Origin of the sequence: Vibrio artabrorum (assembly GCF_024347295.1) — a bacterium.
Classification (GTDB): Bacteria; Pseudomonadota; Gammaproteobacteria; order Enterobacterales; family Vibrionaceae; genus Vibrio; species Vibrio artabrorum.
Window position 1 is genome coordinate 55,126 of the sequence record NZ_AP025459.1, and the last position, 21,317, is coordinate 76,442.

The 21,317-nt window shown below is 44.7% G+C and carries 21 protein-coding genes and 1 pseudogene; 5 read left to right on the top strand and 17 right to left on the bottom strand.

Annotation, left to right across the window (positions count from 1 at the left end):
• Positions 1-1,800: a phosphogluconate dehydratase gene (gene edd, locus OCU36_RS14360; RefSeq protein WP_261840255.1), complete on the bottom strand. Its 1,800-nt coding sequence runs from the start codon at positions 1,798-1,800 to the stop codon at positions 1-3.
• Positions 1,801-2,328 (bottom strand): gluconokinase, encoded by a 528-nt coding sequence (locus OCU36_RS14365; RefSeq protein ID WP_261840256.1) that lies wholly within the window; start codon positions 2,326-2,328, stop codon positions 1,801-1,803.
• A 139-nt stretch (positions 2,329-2,467) separates the two neighbouring features.
• Between OCU36_RS14365 and gntU the strand changes: the two genes are divergently transcribed.
• On the top strand, positions 2,468-3,811 hold the full coding sequence (gene gntU / locus OCU36_RS14370; protein ID WP_261840257.1) for a gluconate transporter: 1,344 nt from the start codon (positions 2,468-2,470) through the stop codon (positions 3,809-3,811).
• Between the two features lie 168 nt (positions 3,812-3,979).
• Positions 3,980-4,727: pseudogene (locus OCU36_RS14375) on the top strand (hypothetical protein); the annotation flags it as partial.
• Positions 4,728-5,176: 449 nt separating this feature from the next.
• On the opposite strand, the gene OCU36_RS14385 reads toward OCU36_RS14375, so the two are convergent.
• The 8 genes from OCU36_RS14385 to OCU36_RS14420 form a co-directional block, all read right to left on the bottom strand.
• Entirely contained in the window at positions 5,177-6,157 is a 981-nt protein-coding gene (locus OCU36_RS14385) for a LacI family DNA-binding transcriptional regulator (protein WP_261840258.1), read from the bottom strand.
• Between the two features lie 406 nt (positions 6,158-6,563).
• Complete coding sequence (locus tag OCU36_RS14390) at positions 6,564-6,809, bottom strand: hypothetical protein (protein ID WP_261840259.1); 246 nt, start codon at positions 6,807-6,809, stop codon at positions 6,564-6,566.
• Between the two features lie 41 nt (positions 6,810-6,850).
• Positions 6,851-7,066 carry a DUF3820 family protein gene (locus OCU36_RS14395; RefSeq protein ID WP_261840260.1) on the bottom strand — a complete coding sequence of 72 codons (216 nt, stop codon included), beginning with the start codon at positions 7,064-7,066 and terminating at the stop codon, positions 6,851-6,853.
• Between the two features lie 226 nt (positions 7,067-7,292).
• Positions 7,293-7,652, bottom strand: a complete 360-nt coding sequence (locus OCU36_RS14400) for a helix-turn-helix transcriptional regulator (RefSeq protein ID WP_261840261.1) — start codon at positions 7,650-7,652, stop codon at positions 7,293-7,295.
• Positions 7,653-7,796: 144 nt separating this feature from the next.
• Positions 7,797-8,735: a heme o synthase gene (cyoE, locus tag OCU36_RS14405; RefSeq protein WP_261840262.1), complete on the bottom strand. Its 939-nt coding sequence runs from the start codon at positions 8,733-8,735 to the stop codon at positions 7,797-7,799.
• A 13-nt stretch (positions 8,736-8,748) separates the two neighbouring features.
• The gene (locus OCU36_RS14410; protein WP_261840263.1) at positions 8,749-9,780 is read right to left on the bottom strand and encodes a COX15/CtaA family protein; all 1,032 of its coding nucleotides are present in this window, start codon (positions 9,778-9,780) and stop codon (positions 8,749-8,751) included.
• A 73-nt stretch (positions 9,781-9,853) separates the two neighbouring features.
• Positions 9,854-10,462 carry a hypothetical protein gene (locus OCU36_RS14415; RefSeq protein WP_261840264.1) on the bottom strand — a complete coding sequence of 203 codons (609 nt, stop codon included), beginning with the start codon at positions 10,460-10,462 and terminating at the stop codon, positions 9,854-9,856.
• Positions 10,455-11,360: an SURF1 family protein gene (locus OCU36_RS14420; protein ID WP_261840763.1), complete on the bottom strand. Its 906-nt coding sequence runs from the start codon at positions 11,358-11,360 to the stop codon at positions 10,455-10,457. Before OCU36_RS14420 ends, OCU36_RS14415 begins: the two co-directional genes overlap by 8 nt.
• On the opposite strand from OCU36_RS14420, the gene OCU36_RS14425 reads away from it, so the two are divergent.
• Positions 11,272-11,502 (top strand): DUF2909 domain-containing protein, encoded by a 231-nt coding sequence (locus OCU36_RS14425; RefSeq protein WP_261840265.1) that lies wholly within the window; start codon positions 11,272-11,274, stop codon positions 11,500-11,502. The two genes, OCU36_RS14420 and OCU36_RS14425, sit on opposite strands and share 89 nt — an antisense overlap.
• Positions 11,503-11,517: 15 nt before the next feature.
• Here the strand turns inward: OCU36_RS14425 and OCU36_RS14430 are convergent, their stop codons facing one another.
• The 4 genes from OCU36_RS14430 to coxB are packed head-to-tail and all read right to left on the bottom strand — an operon-like array spanning position 11,518 to position 15,951.
• Entirely contained in the window at positions 11,518-12,402 is an 885-nt protein-coding gene (locus tag OCU36_RS14430) for a cytochrome c oxidase subunit 3 (protein WP_261840266.1), read from the bottom strand.
• 38 nt (positions 12,403-12,440) lie between these two features.
• On the bottom strand, positions 12,441-13,064 hold the full coding sequence (locus tag OCU36_RS14435) for a cytochrome c oxidase assembly protein (protein ID WP_261840267.1): 624 nt from the start codon (positions 13,062-13,064) through the stop codon (positions 12,441-12,443).
• Between the two features lie 11 nt (positions 13,065-13,075).
• Positions 13,076-14,737 carry a cytochrome c oxidase subunit I gene (ctaD, locus tag OCU36_RS14440; RefSeq protein ID WP_261840268.1) on the bottom strand — a complete coding sequence of 554 codons (1,662 nt, stop codon included), beginning with the start codon at positions 14,735-14,737 and terminating at the stop codon, positions 13,076-13,078.
• Positions 14,734-15,951 (bottom strand): cytochrome c oxidase subunit II, encoded by a 1,218-nt coding sequence (gene coxB / locus OCU36_RS14445; protein WP_261840269.1) that lies wholly within the window; start codon positions 15,949-15,951, stop codon positions 14,734-14,736. The genes ctaD and coxB overlap by 4 nt, the downstream gene beginning before the upstream one ends.
• Before the next feature lie 452 nt (positions 15,952-16,403).
• Between coxB and OCU36_RS14450 the strand changes: the two genes are divergently transcribed.
• Positions 16,404-18,110 (top strand): phospho-sugar mutase, encoded by a 1,707-nt coding sequence (locus OCU36_RS14450; protein ID WP_261840270.1) that lies wholly within the window; start codon positions 16,404-16,406, stop codon positions 18,108-18,110.
• Between the two features lie 98 nt (positions 18,111-18,208).
• On the opposite strand, the gene OCU36_RS14455 is transcribed toward OCU36_RS14450, so the two are convergent.
• Together OCU36_RS14455 and yegD are read right to left on the bottom strand one after the other, a co-directional pair.
• Positions 18,209-18,841 (bottom strand): fumarylacetoacetate hydrolase family protein, encoded by a 633-nt coding sequence (locus tag OCU36_RS14455; protein ID WP_261840271.1) that lies wholly within the window; start codon positions 18,839-18,841, stop codon positions 18,209-18,211.
• Between the two features lie 108 nt (positions 18,842-18,949).
• A complete protein-coding gene (gene yegD, locus OCU36_RS14460) occupies positions 18,950-20,302 on the bottom strand; it encodes a molecular chaperone (protein ID WP_261840272.1) in 1,353 nt (450 codons plus the stop codon).
• A gap of 161 nt (positions 20,303-20,463) precedes the next feature.
• On the opposite strand from yegD, the gene OCU36_RS14465 reads away from it, so the two are divergent.
• Positions 20,464-20,772, top strand: coding sequence for a cysteine-rich CWC family protein (locus OCU36_RS14465; RefSeq protein ID WP_261840273.1), 309 nt, complete (start codon positions 20,464-20,466; stop codon positions 20,770-20,772).
• 79 nt (positions 20,773-20,851) lie between these two features.
• On the opposite strand, the gene OCU36_RS14470 is transcribed toward OCU36_RS14465, so the two are convergent.
• A complete protein-coding gene (locus OCU36_RS14470) occupies positions 20,852-21,202 on the bottom strand; it encodes a HopJ type III effector protein (protein WP_261840274.1) in 351 nt (116 codons plus the stop codon).
• Between the last annotated feature and the right edge of the window lie 115 nt (positions 21,203-21,317).

Genomic DNA, 21,317 nt, shown 5'->3' on the forward strand with positions numbered 1-21,317 from the left:
CTAATCTAAAATAGTTGCGCCAGTTTCAGCACTTGAAATTACTTTACGGAAAATCGTGAATAGCTCACGGCCGGAGCCCATATGAATATCAGAAAGATCAGGGTGGAATGGTTGACGCGTACTAAAGTCAACATCAATCGCTTTTAATTCACCGGTTTCTGCATTGATAGAAATCATATCGCCCGTTTGGATATACGCCAATGGACCATCTTTTTGCGCTTCTGGCGTCATGTGAATAACCGAAGGTACTTTACCTGATGCGCCCGATAAACGACCATCGGTGACCAAAGCCGTTTTGTAGCCCGCTTTCATCACATTACCCAAAATTGGCATCAGTTTATGCAGCTCAGGCATACCGTTTGCGGCAGGTCCGTTATGACGTACCACCACAATGCAATCTTGGTTTAATTGACGTGCTTGATACGCATCGGCAACCTCATGTTGAGATTCAAACACGATAGCAGGTGCGGAAAGAACTTGGTTTTCTTTTGCAACCGCACTGGTTTTCATAACGCCGCGACCTAAATTACCATCAAAGACTTTTACGCCTCCCTGTGGGTTAAAGTCTGCGCCTTTCGCAGCAATAATCTCAGGGTTTAATGACTCTTCAACAGGAGTAAACACTAACTGGCCATCTTCTAGTTTTGGACGCGTTAGGTAATCGTGCATGGTGCCGTAAACCGGCAGTGCGTCCATGTGAATTAAACCGCGTTCAGCTAAACGAGACATCAGCATCGGCACGCCACCAGCACGTTCAAACTCATTAATATCCGCAGGACCATTAGGGTACATTTTAGCCAATTGTGGTACTGCATTTGCAAGCTCGGTAAAATCATCCCATGTGATAATAAAACCGGCTGCGCGAGCAATGGCTATCATGTGGATCGTATGGTTTGTGCTACCTCCAGAAGCCAACAATGCCACCAAACCGTTCACGATGGATTTTTCATCCAATACTTTGGCAATTGGTCGGTAATCTTGTCCGTTCGCAGCCGTAGTCGCAATAGTTTCAGCACCAAGTTGCGTTAACGCTTCGCGGAGTGGCGAGTTTACAGCAACAAACGCAGAGCCCGGTAGCATAAGCCCCATGGCTTCAAAGACAAGTTGGTTGGTATTGGCAGTGCCGTAGAAAGTACAGGTGCCAACAGAGTGATACGCGTTACATTCCATCTCTTGTAGCGCGGCTTTATCGATGTTACCGGCTACATATTGCTGACGAATGTTCACTTTCTCATCATTGGTGATGCCCGTGGACATTGGACCCGATGGAATGAACATGGTTGGTAAGTGACCAAACGACATCGCACCCATAATCTGTCCAGGGGCAATCTTGTCACAAATACCCAATAACAAAGTGGCATCAAAGGTATTATGGCTTAGGCCAACCGCAGTAGCTTGAGCAATAAGATCTCTAGAATATAATGAAATATCCATACCATCTTGGCCTTGAGTTACCCCATCGCACATTGCCGGTACGCCACCTGCCACTTGAGCGCTGTGACCTTTTGCTGTTAACACCTGTTTGATTTTAGCTGGGTAGGTTTCATAAGGTTGGTGAGCACTTAACATGTCGTTAAAGGCTGTGACGATACCCACATTCACCGTAGTAAAATCAAGAATGCGCGTTTTTTCTGCTGATGAGCAAGTCGCAACGGTATGAGCTAAGTTGCCACACGCAAGTTGACTGCGGTTTGGACCTTGCTTGGCTTGCTGTTCAATACGTGCTAAGTACGCTTGACGACGCTCTGCGCTGCGCTCAACAATCGCTTGAGTAACGGCTAAAATTGTTTTATTCATCATTTATCCTAAAAAATCGTTCGCAACAGAGACAGCATTGGCAACCACCTCATCAAAAGTGGCATTCACATCAATTTCAAACGTTTGAGGCTCATTGGCGGTTGGCATTTCTAACGTTGCAAATTGGTTATCCAGTAACGACGTTGGCATAAAATGCCCTTTACGATTTAGCATACGCTCAGCAATGATCTCTTTAGAGCTGTGCAAATGCAGAAAAACCACGTTTTGGTTGCCTTCACGAATTTGGTCACGGTATTTACGCTTTAATGCCGAGCAAACAATCACACCAATTTCATTTTTCTTTTCAATACTAAAAGCTGCGTCACGAATACGCTCAAGCCACGGGGCTCTATCATCGTCATTCAGTGCATGACCCGACGCCATTTTCATCACATTCGCTTTCGGATGTAGATCGTCACCGTCAATAAACTTGCCTTTAATACTTTGCGCCAGAACTGCACCTACGGTTGATTTTCCTGTGCTTGATACACCCATAACGATAAATACGGCACTTGTTACATTTTGATTCATTTTTTGACCTATATCCCATAATTGTTAATGCGATCAATTTTTCTGTTCATATCCTACGATGTTACGCATAACATGTTACCCGTAACTTAACTATTTTGTGAAGTAGAACACGAAAATTTTTTTTCTTAAAGGAAGACTTATGTCAGATATCTCTCTCATTTTAACCGCTGTGGGTTCCATCATAGTGCTGTTATTTTTAGTGATGAAAGTGCGTTTACACGCCGTTGTTGCATTGATTATTGTGTCAATGGGTGCCGGCCTTTTTTCAGGCATGAGCCCTGAAACCATTGCAGGAACCATTCAAAAAGGGATGGGGGGCACATTAGGTTTTGTCGCTGTTGTGGTCGCGCTTGGGGCCATGTTTGGTAAGGTAATGGAAGAAACGGGTGCTCTTGATCAGATAGCGCACACCTTGCTAAATAAATTTGGTAAAGAAAATGCAAACTGGGCATTAACGTTTACCGGTTTCATTTGTGCTCTACCACTCTTCTTTGATGTTGCCGTCGTACTGCTCATTGGTATTGCTTTTGCCGTTGTTCGCCGTGGGGGTGGTAGCGTCATTAAAATTGGTATCGCACTATTAGCAGGTATCGCAACGTGTCAAGCATTCTTAATTCCAGCACCAGGACCTATTCTAGTGGCATCGCAATTACATGCTGACTTTGGTTACATGATCTTTATTGGCCTACTTGCGTCGATTCCTGCGATGATTTTAGGTGGTCCAATTTGGGGTAGCCTGATTGCAAAAAGCGTTCACGTAGAGCTACCTGAGCATGCACAATTAGACGACAACGAGCGTGAAGGTCATTCAACGCCAACTTTCAGTCTTGCGATTGCGCTTATCTTATTACCGTTATTTATGATTGGTTTAAACACTATTGGCGGTCGCTTTGTTGAACCCAACAGCGATCTACACCATTGGTTAGAATTCATCGGTCACCCATTCACAGCCATTACAGTGGCATGTCTAGCAGCGTTCTACATGCTGGGTGTGCGTCGTGGCGTATCAAATGAACGTGTTATGGAAATTTGTACCGCAGCTATCCAACCGGCGGGCGTTATCATTCTCGTAACCGGTGCTGGCGGCGTATTTAAACAAGTTCTGATTGATTCAGGTGTGGGGGCCGCGCTAGGTAACATGCTGGCAGGCTCTGGCTTACCGATTGTTGTATTAGCCTTTATTTTGGCCGCTGCAGTTCGTGTTATCCAAGGTTCTGCAACTGTTGCGATGTTAACTGCGTGTGGTTTGATCCTACCAATGCTTGAGCCACTGGGTCTCAATGGTGCTCAACTGGCGGCCGTAACCATTGCTATCGGTGGTGGTTCAATCGTATTTTCTCATGTTAACGACTCCGGCTTCTGGCTTGCAAACCGCTTCTTAGGTTTGTCTGAAATTCAAACGCTAAAAACATGGACCGTAATGGAAACCATTATTGGTACCACGGGTGCTATCGTGGCATTAATTGTCTCTTTCTTCTTATAAGAAACCATAATCTCATGCTCACGAGCAAGTAGAGAAAAAGCCAACCTAAACTGACTGTTTTTTGACCAGTCAGTTTTTTATCTATCGCTGCAGATAAAACATGAGGTAAGCCGTCTAAATCAGCGCGTTCTTATCGGATGGTTATGCCACGTTATCAAGCATGCCCATGGAGCTAACTCTTACTCAACAATCACCAAATGTACAGGTAAGAAAAACCGCGGCATATTCTTAGGCTTATGGAATATTTCACATAACGTAGGTGATGCTGCAGGTGTCGTCCTCTTGGGTGCTAATTATATCTTTAATGATAGTGTTACTGGTATCTTCATCTTCCCCGTGTGCATTGCGATTATTGTAGCAATTATCGGCTTTTTCATGGGTAACGATAGCCCAGAAAGTTATGGTTTAGATAATGCTGAAGATATCTTTGAAGAGCCTATCTTAGAAGATGATAAAGCCGTAGCAGAAGAGAAAATGCCTAAACTTGATATTTTCAAGAAATACGTTCGATTTAACAAAGTGATCTGATTACTCTCTCTAATCAACGTATTTTTATATGTTGTTCGTATTGGTATCGGGCAATGATCTACAATTATTAATTGGTGTCGCAGCTGTTGACTTTGTTCCAAAATAAGGTATTGCTGTAGCTGACGGTATTAAAGGTACCTTTGCTTATCTAATTAGTAATAGTTTTGCCAAACTAGCTCTTGGTATGATTACCGATGGCACTCCTATTTTTGGTTAAACAGGTTGGGTGGCTACATTCACCGCACTCAATACAGCAGCAATTATATGCTGCGTGATTATGGCTTGTGTTGCGATTGTCGAAGAAAGAAAATTTCGTCGCGTAAAGCTAAACCGCTTGATTCAACTTTTGCTTAAGGTTGTATTTCTTAGCTCAACAAGTTTTATTTGATACACTAGCGGAAAGTACTTACTTTATAGTTAATAAAGTGGCGCTTTTTCTTTTTGTATCATCTTTGTTAAAGATCAAAAAAACGATTATCTGCAATTATTGACAATGCACTAACTAAGCTCACTACCGACACTAGAGAGCATGGGTTATTTTAAATATAGTAAGCGGATAATAAAAATGATTAAAGTTGCTCTAGTTGATGATCACGTCGTAGTACGTTCAGGTTTTTTCCAATTAATATTGAAATATGCCATGAATTTTCTTCCGCTAAAGAAGCGCGTCAATGTCGGCTTACTTCCACTATTGATGTGTGTATTTTAGATATTTCTATAATATAAAGTGCATAGGGAGGCGAAGTCAGTAAGTACTACTGGCTGCAAACATACGCTGCTTTGAGGATCGCACAACGGGGTTATCTCGTTTCCCTTGCGAAAGAGGTAACCTTTAGATTACGAAGCTCGCTCTACTAAAGTCCCTTTAAATCGAATATATTTCCCTATATCTTTGGTGTTTCCACTGATTCGATTAAATATATCATCGACAGCTGATTTACATATTAACTCTGTCGGAGGTTGGATTGTTGATAATTGGTATGAAGGCCAAGATGACATTGGAATATCATCGACACCGATTACCTTAATGTCGGTCAAATTATGCGCTTTTAATCCTTCCAACACACCAATTCCAATAATGTCATTAGCACAAAAAACAGCATCAATCTTATTTTTACTGTTCATTATATCGCGCACAGCAGAAATACCTGACTCCATGTCAAATGAACCTGATATTCGGATAGGCTTATCTAAACCAAGCTCTACTGCTCGTTGAGAGAAGCTCTGCCATCGCTCTTCACAAGTCATTGAACCTTCCTCATTACCAACAAATGAAAAAATTGAGCACCCCTTTTTAAAAAAATAGTCAGCCGCTTGACTACCTGCATCGATATTATCTAAACCAATACTGTTGGCTCGAAAATTTTCAATGTACCTATTAATAAAATTTAAATATACACCATACTTTTCACATTGCTCAATAACGTTACTTGTCAAACGACTGGTCGCGATAATGACACCATCAACCTGATATTCAAAGGCTCGCTGTATGGCTGAGTCTAAGTCTCCATTTGAGATCGGGCATAAGATAGCATGCCCGCCTTTCTTTTGTATCTCGAACGCTAAAATCCTCGCCTGCAAGTCATACATTGGGTTTAAGCTACTATCAAGTACTATGGCGATTAGCCCAGAGCGGTTCGAAATCAAACTGCGTGCTAAAGCATTCGGCTTATACCCAAGTTTCATCGCGCCTTCTAATATATAAGCTCGCTTAGACTCGCTGATGCTTGCTTTGGGACTAAAGGCTCGAGAAACCATAGATTGGGAAACACCCAATTGTTTTGCGATATCATTTGAGGTCAGGTTCGGCTTCTTCATAATTTTGAATCAATAAATTGCGTAGTAGGTTTATTACCGTGCTGCAATTCTATTCCGGATCTGTTGTTATATCAACGATAAAAATATGATAAATAAATGGTTAATTGGTTGTATTATTTAAGCTTTTAATATTATAAACAAAGGAAGTCAGTGGGGCTATTCACGATAAAATAGCTCAGTGACAACACGCGGTATAAAACACCCATGAAAACATTGATTCAACATGAGAAAAAGTAGGTCAGATTCTAAATAAAACCCGGCACAGAAAAGCGGCACAGACGGTTATAAACAAGTAAAGCTCTGTCTAACAAACAGGCAAAAAGAGCCAACCTGAGAGACGGGCTCTTTTGAATAAAAACACATGGTATCGTGGATGAACTTAACGGCTGTGGCAGATGACACTCGCTTACTCTTTGAACTGGTGACCCGTCTTCTTCGCGAGCTGTTGCATCGCCTCGGCAAACGTTGTTGCCCCGCCTTTAGCTTTAACCTGTATGACCTTATATCCCATTTTTTCCAACGCTTGGCGTTCTGCTAGCACAGCTTTATCACCTTGCTGACTACCTTGAGCGGGCTGATGAAGGTAACAGCCCTCTAGTTGACCATCTTCGACCAATTGGTGGTGTTTCAGTGCATCTATATCAAAATTCATAATAAGTCTTTCAATTAAAAATGGGAATTTTCGGTGACAGGTTACATGCGTTTCAAAGGTTTAACGACACTATCGAGACCTTCAATTTTTAGCGCCAAACACAGTTTGAGTAAGTCCCCTAACTCCCCAGTAGGAAAACCTTTTTTATCAAACCACAGCAAATATTCTTCAGGAAGGTCGATCAATACACGACCTGTGTATTTGCCAAATGGCATTTGCATTCTCGCGAGTTTGATGAGGTTCTCTTTTTCAAGCATGACGGGTTCTTTCTATGCATCATTGGTGTTGGGTAGCATATCATTTAAATATGAAAGCCAATAGTGGTTAACCTTTTGGGCGGTGCGCCAGTCACTCTCTATCCCCGCCCCAACGCACTCTCAATTTCTCACTTTCACTCTCTCAGTTTTGTTCGCTTATACTCCCACTGAGCTTGCGCCGCTGTGAGTAAATAAGTTGTAGAAAAAGGGGAATTAAGACGAGCTTTCACAATGAGTGAGGCTGAACGGTATGAGCATATTCGACAATAACTTGATTGCCTTCGATATAAGCATTTTGAATGTCACCATCCACACTCATGACACTTTTCAAATACACCACCTTAGGGCCAGATTCGCTGTTTTCTGTTAGAGAAGGGAACACAGTTTTAGGATCTAAATGCAGCAAACGACAAAAGTGACTAACAAAAGACATGGTTAATGGTGCCTGTCCTCTTAGCACTTTTGAGAAATCAAGCTGACTCATGCCTAACTTCTTGGAAAATTCCATCTGCGTAATTCGCATACGCGATTTATGTGACATCCACGTTTGAAACAACGCTTCTCTGTCTTGTTCTGAGAACTCCATATCGGATCCTTTGTATAATTTGTATCAATCAATTATCTACCGTTTGATACATGGCATGTCAGGGCAAGGTTAGTGGAAAACAAAGGTTTGGTTGTGATATGCGATCCATCGATAGACAGAACAAGACGCATCCGACGATAAGCGTCAAAGCAAGTAATGATCCGCCAACAGAGCGACAAACAAGATCATGAGATGATAAATCGAAAACTTAAAGGTCTTCATCGCCCAATGCGGTTCATCACGATATTTAAGTACCCAAGCGTGGTAAACAAATCCACCGTTAAGCAATAAAGAAGCACTCAAGTATATCCAACTGCTCATGCCAACCAACACAGGCAATACGCATACAATACTAAGCAACAAGGTATAGAGCAAAATAGAGGTCTTGGTATATTCGATTCCGTGAGTCACCGGCAGCATCGGGATATTTACCTTGGCATACTCGTCACGACGATGAATTGCCAGCGCCCAGAAGTGCGGCGGTGTCCAAATAAAAATGATCATCACCAACAACCATGCGTTGGAATGCAGTTCGTTGGTCACCGCCGTCCAGCCCAATAATGGGGGCATTGCGCCAGCTATCCCTGCTATCACGATGTTTTGTGGCGTCGCTCGCTTCAAGTACAGGGTATAAATCACCGCATAACCTAATAAGCTGGCAAAGGTTAGCCAAGCAGTGAGTTGATTGACCCATACCACCAGCGTGGCGAATCCAAGTAACCCGATCACCGCAGCAAAGCCGAATACACGCACACTATTCAACTCTCCTGAGGGCAAGGGGCGTCGGCTTGTTCGAGTCATCTGGCCGTCGATCTTTTTGTCGATCAAGTGGTTAAATGCAGCGGCCGATCCCGCCATCATCCCTATCCCAATCATTCCAAACACGGTTTGTTGTAAGGGCAATCCGCTCGGCACAGCCAAACACATACCCACTAATGCTGTTAGCAACATCAGGGCCACCACTTTGGGCTTGGTCAGGGTTAAGTAAACCCGCCAAGTTGCTTTATTTTTCGAGACCAACTCATGTTTTGAAGCCGCAGTTTGGGCCACCACGCTATGTTGTGTCGACGTTCGACTGACCATGATTACCTCCTTGTCATACCTTACTCTTCACCAAGTATTCACTCGGCTTGTGTTGCCACACCACAACATTCGCTACAACCAAACTCACGAGCAACATGGCGGCCATTAGATTGTGTAAAACAGCAATGAATATCGGTAACTGAAACACGACATTACTTATTCCTAAACTGACTTGAATAAACAGCACCGTCGCGATCATTGCGCTCAATTTTTTATGAGGCGCTCTATCTAGCTTCCAAAGTTGATAAACAACCATCAACACCGTTACGCTGGCAACAATAGCGCCAAAACGATGCATCACATGTATGGTTAACCTCGCGGGGTATTCCAGCACACCAAACTCGTAGTTGTCATACCCACTTTGAGCAAAGTCGAAAGCGCGTTTGAAATCGAGATAATTCGTCCAGTTCCCTTCACAAATCGGTAATTGGGTACACACAAGAGCAGCATAGTTGGATGAAGTCCAGCCACCTAATAAGATCTGGCCGATAACCACGACGGCTCCAAACAACGCCCACACTTTAAGTTTTGACGAATAAACAGGCTCACCAAAACGGCTTTGAATATTTGATAGGCGGCAATAGAGTAAGCAAAGAAGGGACAACAGTGTAAAGCCCCCCATTAAATGCGCCATCACCACGACAGGCATTAGCTTGAGGGTGACCGTCCACATGCCAAGTAGAGCCTGAAAGATCACGGTTGCAGAGATGAGTAATGGCAGTCCCATCGATGTGATGTTCTTTTTGATACACCAAGCAACGACCACGAAAATAAGCATACCTAACGAGCCGGCAAAGTAGCGATGTATCATCTCTATCCAAGCTTTATCGGCTTCGAGAGCTCGCTCTGGGAATTGTCGATTCGCTTCATTCACTGCTAACGCGTCAGAAGGTACCGTGATCTTTCCATAACATCCTGGCCAATCAGGGCAGCCAAGGCCGGCATCCGACAAACGAGTGTAAGCACCGAGTACAATCACGGAAAGGGTTAACAAGATGGTCAATCTCATTATGAGCATCAGTAAATTGGGGGCTTTATTTTGCATCGTTTATCTCCCTATACTTATTCCCTTTCGCTAACAACACCCAGCCGTAATGCTATCGGATAATACTGAACAACTACCCAACACGTGACAGCTTAAGTAGCTTTCTTAGATCATGGATCATCCCTTTCGACTGGCTCACGAGCTGCGAAGAATCGGCAACGCTCTTGTATTCCATAACCAATTGCCCGAGAGGGTCAATGATGACAATCGAAGCTGGTGCAAACTCACGACTTAACTGATCTCCCCCCGCTAACAAAGACAAATCAGGCTTATGCAGCGAACCCGATAACGAGCTGCCCTCTGAGACAAAGACAACGACGGTCACTCGCTCTTTGTTTTTCCCTAACGCTAAATAGCTTTGATTCAAATAGTGGAGCTGTTGTTCACACAAGCTTTCGCACTCCGTTGGCGCGATATAACCCACTAACCATCCCTCACCGGCCATGGGAACTGTTACGCCGAAATCTGCGAGTGTGGTTCTTGGTTCGACCAATTCACCCGAATTAGTGACACCGGAGGTATACCAATTCTGATCCAATACGGTTTTGGCGATAATCGCAGGTAAAGCAAAAATCAACACCAAGCCGATTAACACCAAACGCCCCCTAGTCTGACGACTTTTCAGCTCAGCCATATTTGCATCCACATTTTCCCTGTTCACTTGTGCTTGAGACTTACCCATCTTTATTCCCTGTCTTAGATGTTGTGGTGAGATACCGATAGCCAATCAATATCATCAAAAACAACAGCACAGCCGCCATAACGAACCACTGAACCGAATAACCAAAGTGTTTGTCAGACTTCATCGCCGTTGGTCGCCATAACATCTCATAAGGCCACGAATCTAAGCTCTGAGGTTGGAAGACAAAGGGCAGCACTTCTTGCCCGGTGTACTGTGATAACGCAGCAATGTTTAGGTTTTGAATTCGAGTCGGTGTCGTCTTTTCTAACCCGAGTTCCTGACTGAGTGGGTTAACCGAGCGTGTATACAAACGCCCAGACATATTGGTTGGCAGTGTGATATTACCGAGTTGCGGAAGCTCGCTTCGATCTTTATTTGCCTCTACAAAACCAAGGTCGACCAATATAGGGCTCGTCCCACCTTGCCTCAGACACTCTACCAGCATGTAAATTACATACCCCACCTTTCCTTGGTTAATCTGATTATCCAACAAGAACACCCAACCACTGGTACTTGCTAATTCTATATTGACCTTTACACCGTTAAGCGTTGGATTCGCTGATGGCGCTTGCGCAGATAAACGTGCACTTTGCCATTGGGAAATCACCACATCTAGCGGCTGAGAGGGTTGCTGTGCTCTTTCAATTAATCGTTGTTCGTAACGTAATTTCTCGTTACCTCGGTCTAACTGCCACGCTCCCAACTTGATTAAAATGCCGACTGAAACCACAGTTAAAACAACCGCTATCCAAAAACCTTTACTGCGGAACTTTTGTTGTTCATCAATCGAACGGTTTGGAGTTATCACTATGTCGTCATCTGCCTTTGTGTTGTTATTTAAAATGGTATTGGTCGCTTTACTGTTTTTTATCGCTTTTAACTTGATGAAAGGCCTAATTCAAATCGCCTCAGGTAAGCATAATGGACAACGACTCAGTCACTTCTTGGGTCGTCGAGTCATACTGTCTGCCGTTGTGGTGTTACTGTTATTGCTCGCTTTAGCCTCTGGTGCCATCACGCCGAATCCACGACCGTATTAACGCTTTTGTGACGCCTTAGAGAACATACACAAAGACGAACAACCCTAGCCAAACCACATCAACAAAGTGCCAATACCAACTGCCCGCCTGAAATGCAAAATGGTCTTTCGGAGTAAAGTGGTCTTTCGCAACCCTTACCAGCAACACAACCAAAAAGAGGGTTCCTAAACAGACATGCAAACCATGGAATCCAGTCAGTAAGAAGAAGGTATTACCGTAGATACCCGATTGAAGTGTCAGCCCCATCTCTTGATAAGCGTGAAGGTACTCTTCAACTTGGAAGAACAAAAAGAAGCCAGCCAGAACAATGGTTATCTCTAACCAGACGATCAACGCCATGCGCTTATTTTGTTCAAGGCTGATATGTGCCATGTGCAGCGTCACAGAGGAAAGCAACAGAATAATGGTGTTCTTAAGAGGGATACCTTGCCAAGGCATGGCTTGAGTTGTCACACCATCTGGAGTGGTGGTGAGCGGCCACACTGATTGAAACATCGGCCACAGCACTTCGTGCGTCATGGCGTTATTCCCTGCCCCACCAAGCCATGGCACTGAAATCATCCGAGCGTAAAAAAGTGCACCAAAAAAAGCGCCGAAGAACATAATTTCAGAGAAAATAAACCAGCTCATTCCCTGTCGAAACGATCGAGAAATCTGCTCAGAATAGAGCCCGCTCAATGACTCTGTAATGACGTTACTAAACCAGCCTGCGAGCATGTAAAGCAGCACACAAAACCCAACCAACAGAACCACCTTGCCAAACACACCACCAGCAGAGTCCGTTCCCATGTACTGAACAGTTAAACCTGCCCCCACCGCGACAAGAAACAGCGCAACGGCACCGACTAATGGCCAATGGCTTTGATGTGGAACGAAATAAACTTCCTTTTTAGAACTCATTGCTCAACTCCTTATGTTGATACTGGTTCTGTAATTCCCTAATTACTTGCGAGTGTGCTCAATGTTGATGTACTCACTTCAAGCTTACTTGCCTCTCCACTCACCTGACTCGTGATGTTAAACAGCGTGTAAGAGAGCGTAAGCGTGTGTATCGACTCTGGAATATCGGGCTCAATGTAAAAAATCAAACCCATTTCTGCGCTTTTGTGCCCGTCTAATGGTTGCTGATTAAAGCAAAAGCATTCCATCTTATTGAAGTAAGTTGCCCCCATCCCCGGCGAAACCGATGGTACAGCTTGACCAACCAATGAGGCATCAGAAAGATTTTTGGCAATGTAGTTGGTTTGAACCACCTCACCAGGGTGAACGTTTAACACTCGAACTTCCGGTGAAAACTGCCATGGCATATCAGGCTTGATGTGCGACATGAATTCGACTCGAACCGTACGAGAATAATCGGGCTGCATTCCCTGAGGTTGCACCGCTGAAACGGTATTGGTTTTACCATTAATACCTAAGGCCTCACACATCACATCGTAGAGTGGCACCAAAGCGAAACCGAAGCCAAACATCGCAACCACACTCAACACCAAATAGCCCGTCAGCTTTTTGGATGAACGTTTGGGTTGGTTTTTATCTTGATCGCTTTGCTTATCACTCATGGTTCTACCCTCTAATCCACTTTAGGTGGGTGAGTAAAGGTGTGGTGAGGTGCAGGGCTTGGTACTGTCCACTCAAGACCTTCAGCTCTGTCCCAAGGTTTGCTTGCTGCAGGCTCGCCCCCTCTTACACACTTGATAGCCAGCCATAAGAAAATTAGCTGAGACAACCCAAAGGCAAAACCACCAATCGACACGACTTGGTTAACATCAGCAAACTGAATGGCGTAATCAGGAATACGACGCGGCATACCCGCTAACCCTAAAAAATGCATCGGGAAGAACAGTACATTGACTGAAATCACCGACGTCCAAAAATGCCACAGGCTGAGCTTATGGTCGTACATATGCCCTGTCCATTTCGGCAGCCAGTAATAGGCGGCGGCCATAATTGAGAACACAGCCCCGGTTACTAAAACATAGTGGAAGTGCGCCACCACAAAATAAGTATCGTGATATTGGAAATCAGCGGGCACGATAGCGAGCATCAATCCAGATAACCCACCAATCGTAAACAGAACAATAAAGGCAATCGCAAACAGCATGGGGGTTTCAAAGGTTAGCGCCCCACGCCACATGGTCGCTACCCAGTTGAATACTTTCACACCGGTCGGCACCGCAATCAGCATGGTGCAATACATGAAGAACAGTTCAGCAAAGACTGGCATACCCGTGGTGAACATGTGATGCGCCCAAACCAAGAATGACAACAATGCGATACTACAAGTCGCGTACACCATCGAGTGATAACCAAACAGACGTTTGCCACTGAATGCGGGGATGATGGCTGAGATAATGCCAAAAGATGGCAAGATCATGATGTACACTTCAGGATGCCCAAAGAACCAGAAGATGTGCTGGAACATTACCGGGTCCCCACCACCAGCAGCATCAAAAAAGCTCGTTCCAAAGTACTTATCAGTCAATACCATGGTCACCGCTCCCGCGAGCACGGGCATTACGGCTATCAGCAAGAAAGCGGTAATTAACCAAGTCCATACGAACATCGGTAGCTTGAACCAAGTCATGCCCGGCGCTCTCATGTTGACAATGGTTACGATCACGTTAATCGCCCCCATGATCGAGCTGATCCCCATAATATGAACTGAGAATACGAATAACGCGGTACTGTCTGGGCCATAAGTTGTCGAGAGTGGTGCATAAAAGGTCCAACCAAAGCTCGGGCCGCCCCCCTCTGTAAATAAAGATCCGATGAGAATGAGAAACGCAAAAGGCAAGATCCAGAAACTGAGGTTATTCATTCGTGGCAACGCCATATCGGGCGCACCAATCATCATCGGGATCATCCAGTTCGCCAACCCTGTAAAAGCTGGCATCACCGCACCAAACACCATGATTAGGCCGTGAACGGTCGTCATTTGATTAAAGAAATCTGGCTCAACAAGCTGTAAACCCGGTTGGAATAGCTCCGCACGAATCACCATCGCCATCGCGCCGCCTGTCAAGAACATCGCAAAACTGAACCAGAGGTAGAGTGTTCCGATATCTTTGTGGTTAGTCGAGTATAGCCAACGAGACCAGCCTGTCGGGGCGGCATGTGAGTCGGGGGCATCCATAGGTTGATCAGGATAATCAACAGGACCTTGCACTGAATGACTTAAGGCTTGATCTTCTGCTGGAGCCGATTTCACCGGCTTATTGATGGGTGAACTCATAACTGCTCCTTAGCCTTGTTTTGTGCTTCGTCCGATGAGCCTTGTTGGTCAACGGCTTGACCTCCGCCAGCTTGCTTGGCCTTATAAGCATTCACATCGGCAGCCTGAACAAGATCGCCAGTGTCATTTCCCCAAGCGTTTCGTTGATACGTGACAACCGCTGCGATCTCTTTCTCCGTCAACTGATTATCGAATGCTTGCATTGCCGTACCACCACGACCATAAACAATGATATCGATGTGAGCATCCACATCGCCAAGGGCAACAGGACTTCCTTTGATGGCTGGGAATGCTCCGGGAATCCCTTCGCCACTGACTTGGTGACAAACTGCACAACGAGTTTTATAGACCTCTTGACCAAGTGCTGTGAGCTCTTCCAAAGAAAGTGACGCATCTAATGCATCTTTTGCGGCTTGTTGCTCGGCGAGCGCGAGCGCTTTCTGTTCTGTTAACCAAGCGTCAAAATCGTCTTCTTCCATAGCATGTACCACTATCGGCATGAAACCATGAGCGCGACCACACAACTCTGCACACTGACCTCGGTAGACACCGGGCTGATCAATTTTTGTCCATGCCTCATTAATAAAACCGGGAATGGTATCTTTCTTAACGGCAAACGCGGGAACCCACCATGAATGAATCACATCGTCAGAGGTCATCAAGAAACGGACTTTTCGGTCAACAGGCAGTACAAGCGGCTTATCAACTTCTAGCAAGTAATGCGCGCCTTTCACTTCAATGCCTTCAATCTCTTTGTCACTGGTCGCTAGAAGGCTGAAAAATTCGACGTCTTCACCAAAATAGCTGTAATGCCATTTCCATTGTGATCCCGTGATTTTAATGGTCAGATCGGATTGGGTGGTGTCTTCCATCGCGATCAAAGTCTTGGTGGCTGGAATGGCCATAGCGATGAGGATAATGATCGGAATGATCGTCCACAGGATTTCGACTTTGGTGCTTTCATGAAAATGAGCGGCTACCGCCCCTTTCGACTTTCGGTGTCTCAATATCGAATAAAACATCACCCCAAAGACAACGAAAGCGATCGCACAACAAATGTAGAAAATCAGCATATGAAGCTCATACACTTGTCCGCTAATCTCAGTGACACCCTTTGTCATGTTGTATTCACGACTTGCATACACCAAAGGTGAGACTAAAAGCACAACCAAACCATTCAAAAACCACGCTAGCCTGACCAATAATCTTTTCAAAAGATCTCTCCTTATCCTTCCTAATTGGATACGTGCAACTTAAACGTCACTGCGAGCCTGACAACATTCATTGCTATTCCGCGACACATCAAAAGGCGCAATCTCAATCGACAACTCACATGGAAGTAGCCAGTAAACGAACGGCTGACCTCATTTCAACCTATGCACCCATCCGGCTCAAAACGTTGGATATTTCCATGAAAGATTCAAAAACGGCGAATTGGTTAAACTTTGTTATATTTATGTAAAAGGCTAGTTAGTGATGTCCAATTGTTCAAGGTAAGTGTACTTACTAAACAGTCAATTATTTGAAGTGGCTGAATCTACATGCCCTCTTGCCGTTGGAATTTATTTTATATCGAGTTTTACGATTGTCTTTATAAAAATGATAATCGATATCATTTAAATTAAATCAACAGTGAGTCATACATACATCAAAAGGTTGAGTGATTATGCAAGATGCAATGAATTGGTTAGCAAGGGACCCAGATCCAAGAACTCGTGAAGAACTTCAACACCTCATAGATCAGCGAATGAACGACGAGATAAGCGATCGCTTTATTCAACGATTAGAGTTTGGGACTGCAGGACTTCGCGGCAAAGTTGGATGTGGTCCAAATAGAATGAACCGCTTAGTCATACAAGAGACCGCAACCGGGTTGGGTCACTATTTAATTGAACATATAGCCAATGCCTGTTTGCGTGGGGTCGTGGTTGGCTATGACGGACGTTTAGATTCAAAACAATTCGCGATTGATACCGCTTCTGTGCTTACGGCTTTGGGTATTAAGGTCTACCTAACAGCGAATGTCGCTGCGACACCTATCGTCGCTTTTGGTATTAAGCATTTCAACGCTGCGGCCGCTGTTGTGGTGACGGCCAGCCACAACCCGCCAGAATACAATGGTTTCAAAGTGTACTGGGAGAATGGCGCACAAATCATTCCCCCACACGATACTGGCATTGCCAATGAAATCGACATCGCATCGACTAAACCCATCCCTTTAATGAGCCTGTGCGATGCGGAAAAACAAGGTAAGTTAGTGTGGCTTACTGAGGGCTATTATCAAACTTATCGTGCAGCGATCAATCAAAGTCGCTATGTAAACCACAGTATTGAATCTGCAAATACCACCATTACTTACACCGCGATGCATGGTGTAGGCGCCCAAATGGCCGAAGATCTGCTTCACGATGCCGGATTCCACAAGGTGTTCAGTGTACCGGAACAACGAGAACCTGATGGTCACTTTCCGACGGTTAACTTCCCAAATCCAGAAGAACAAGGCGCGATGGATCTTGTGGTCAACCTTGCGAAAAAGGTCGATGCCGATATCGCTTGTGCCAACGATCCCGATGCAGACAGGTTTGCGGTTGCGGTTAGAACCAAAGATAGGTCCTATAAGATGCTGACGGGCGACCAAGTCGGTGTGCTATTCGCGCATTACTTACTATCACAACCTCACAGCAAAAAACCGCTCGTTGGGAACAGTATTGTCTCTTCAACCTTGCTTGAAAAAGTGGCTCAATCCCATGGTGCGACTTATTTCCAAACACTGACAGGTTTTAAATGGTTGGCCAATATCGGCATGCAATTAGAAGATGAAAACAGCGAGTTCTTGTTCGCTTATGAAGAAGCTCTAGGTTATACCATTGGGACACAAGTACGGGATAAAGATGGGCTGTCTGCACTTGTAATTTTCGCTCAACTGGTTGAAGAACTTAAGTCTCAAGGTCAAACGGTTTGGGATCTCCTCGCTCAAATTTCGTTTGAGCATGGCGTGCATACCAATGCCCAACGCAGTATTGCCCTAGCCCCAGATTCACCCTCAATTGGGTCCAAGCTCAGAGCAGAGCAACCTAAAAAAATCGGTGGGATGGCTATCTCTGTGATTGAAGATCTGCAATCTTCTTTGCGATTCATCGTTGGTGGCAACACCGAAACGATTCACCTACCGACAAGTGACGTATTGATTTATCACCTTGCAGACGGTTCACGAATTATCGTACGACCTTCTGGCACAGAACCAAAGGTGAAAGTTTACTATGAAACCGTCACGAAATATGAAGGAACAGAAACCTATGAAGACACTCGCCTGCGCGGTGAGCTGCACATGGAAAAACTGATTGAACAGCACCAAAAAGAGTTGAACTCTTAATCGATAAAGCGAGCGTTCACTCAGTATTCAAAGACGACAATTTACACTCAATAGAATCAAAAATGAATGCTCTATGCGTTCATTTTTGATTCGCTAAGTTAACTCGCCACCCACTCGATCTCAATCAATGTGGTTTCACCACACTTGAGACGACCGAGGAATATGTCGCCTCGATGAACTTCGCCAACGCCTTTAGGTGTGCCTGTCATTACAACATCACCATCGATCAAAGTCGTGTAAGAAGATAACTCGTCGAGAATCGTCTGTGGAGAGTAAAGCATCTGTTGAACGTGCCCTTTTTGAACACGGACACAATTGATGAATAACTCTAAGTTTAAGTCAGCGAGATCCAAGTTATCCATTGGCACAAAACGACTTAAGACGGCGGAACCATCAAATGCCTTAGCGCGTTCCCAAGGTAACCCTTGAGTTTTCAGTGTATTTTGAAGGGCACGTTTAGTCAGATCTAGCCCTAAGCCCACCGCCGAATATTCCCCCCTTTCTACGATGAAGCAAATTTCAGCTTCGTAATGTAAAGCTTCTTGATGAAAAGCGCTTAAGGATGAGGTCACGCTGGTACTCGGTTTGTTGAAAACCACCATCGAATCAGGGATCGCATTATTAAGCTCTTCAATATGATCGACATAATTACGCCCAACACACAGTACTTTCGTTGGTGTTGCTGTCCGTTTCGAATTCATTAATTGTTCCTGATCTACAATGCTGCTCATAGTCTGTCCCTGAACGATTTTTTGGAGAACAGAGTTTACCGCATCATAAAGAGAGAATCTTCGACAAGATGATGACCATGAATGAAATTCTGATCTCCCGCTCAATTCCTATTTGAAGCATACCTCTGCCCAACGAGCGAGACCCGCGGTTACGGAACCAAAATAGTTACCGCTGACAATCGGTACATTCGGCACGGCTTGTTCGACCGCTTGGCGCAGAATTGGAGATCGAGCTGAGCCTCCTGTCATGTAAATCACATCTGGCTTTTTCTGCCCCTGTTGAATCGCTTCATTCACTAATTCAATCATTTTCGATTTCGGACTCTCAATCGCTTCAACCATCTGCTCTACAGAGATATCGACTTCAACCAACTCAGAAGCCACGTTAATCGCGGTTCGATATTGAGCAGATTCGGCTAACGCAATTTTGGTTTCTTCTGCTCGGCGCACAATACTGTATCCGAGAGTATCGTGATAAACCCTCATTAAGCGATCGAGTTTGTGAGGTTCTGACGCTTCTTTACGAAGCAATTTCAATGCCGCTAAGTTTTCTCGAGAATAGAAATTTTTCTGAGCTTCAACATTGTTAATCGCAATGGGATTCCAAAATTGAGTCAACGGCATATCAATACCCGAAGTGCTTTTGCTCCCCATACCAAAAGGGGACATTAACTGCTTGAATGCAAGATAAATATCGAGGTCATTACCGCCAACCCGTTGCCCACTGTGAGCCAATAAACTCTGGGTGCGGTCTGTTTTACCACACCAAGTTGGGCCCATCTCTAACAGGGAACAATCGGTCGTACCACCACCAATATCCACAACCAATACCGTTTGGTTTTCAGTTAGGGTACTTTCGTAATCAAGCCCCGCTGCCACAGGTTCAAATTGAAAAGCGATATCGACAAAACCGGCACGCTTGGCTGCGCGCGCAAGAATATGTTCGGCTTGTCGGTTGGCGTCTTCACCACCTCGACCATGAAAGTTGATCGGTCGACCGATAACCGCTTGTTTGATCGTTTCTTGAGTCGTACGTTCAGCTTGGTGTTTGATATTCGCCATCATGGCGCACACTAGATCTTCAAAAAAGCTTATCTGAACATCGTGCAGCCCGCTCGCCCCAAGAAAAGATTTAGGAGATTTAACGTAATATACATCGCGAGGGTCTTCTAAATAAAGATCCAACGCCGCCTGACCAAATGCCATATCTTCTGGTTCTAAGTCGATGCTCTCTTCTCGGTTTAGAGCAATTGCACGTCGTAATACTTGCTCTCCCACCGCATCACTCGGTTTGATGTTCAAATGACGAAATAGATGCTCCGACACACTTTCACGAGTGGGGGCGAAGACGGTGGATGGAATGTAGTGGTTGTGACCTTCTAGTGGTAACAAACTGGGCTCTCCATTGACCATTGCCGCAACAGAACAGTTCGCCGTTCCATAATCAAATCCAATAAACATGACATCCCCCAACTCAATAAAAGGGGCCAGATGCTACATGAAAAGTCTCGACATTACGAGGTGATTTGTCGATTTTACTTGATCAATTCGTGAGGTTCATGGCTCTGCAAAAGGGGACAAATATGTTACATTTCAGCTCTCATTCATCACGGTACCTATCAATGAAAACTCCTTGCCGAGCGGCTTGTAAAAATAACGGCGGTATTTGCAGTGGTTGCCATCGAACGATGGACGAGATCATAGGCTGGGCAGGATTATCTGAAAGCGAAAGAGGAACGGTAATGCGCAACTTAAGTGGTGCGAATTCCACTCACCAATGTCCACAATGCGGTGAACACGCACAATGTGATATCCGTTCGGGAAAAGAGACGTGTTGGTGCTTTTCATTAGAGAAGCGTGAAACCACTAGTGCTCCCAATGCGGGCGTTTGCCTGTGTCGTCAGTGTCTATCCTCACTCCCTATCGAGTAATTCTCGAACCGGATTAAGCAATATTAAAGCGAGCATTCATTGTCTCGCTTTAATATACCGAGGTTATTCAGGTTTGCGTCTACTTAACTTTTGCAATCAGTGCCGGCTGCGAAAATGCGACCCCACCCCAACCATGAGTCATAAAGTTGCGAATATTTTGATGATCGGTATTGTCAGGGAAGCCAAGGACATCGTTGCGATAAAATTGCCCAAAACACGCCAATGTTTGCTGCTCAGAGAAGCCTTGCTCTAAACCGAAAGCAAAAATCTTACACGAACCATTATTTTGCCCTGCTGCGTTGACCACATCACCATTGCGAAATTGACTCTCAAAGAAATCATAATAGGCATCAATCACTTGCATTGTGTCTTCAAACTCGACGTTCTCGGGGGCTTTTTTCAGTGCTTCTAAAAAGGTTTTCAGTTCCATTCAATCATTCTCCATTTTATCGATAAAATGCCATAGTTTATCTTGTTTTCTGCCAAGAGTAATAGAAGATAAGAACAAGCAAGGTTGCTATCAATAAACAAGCGAGTGAATCATG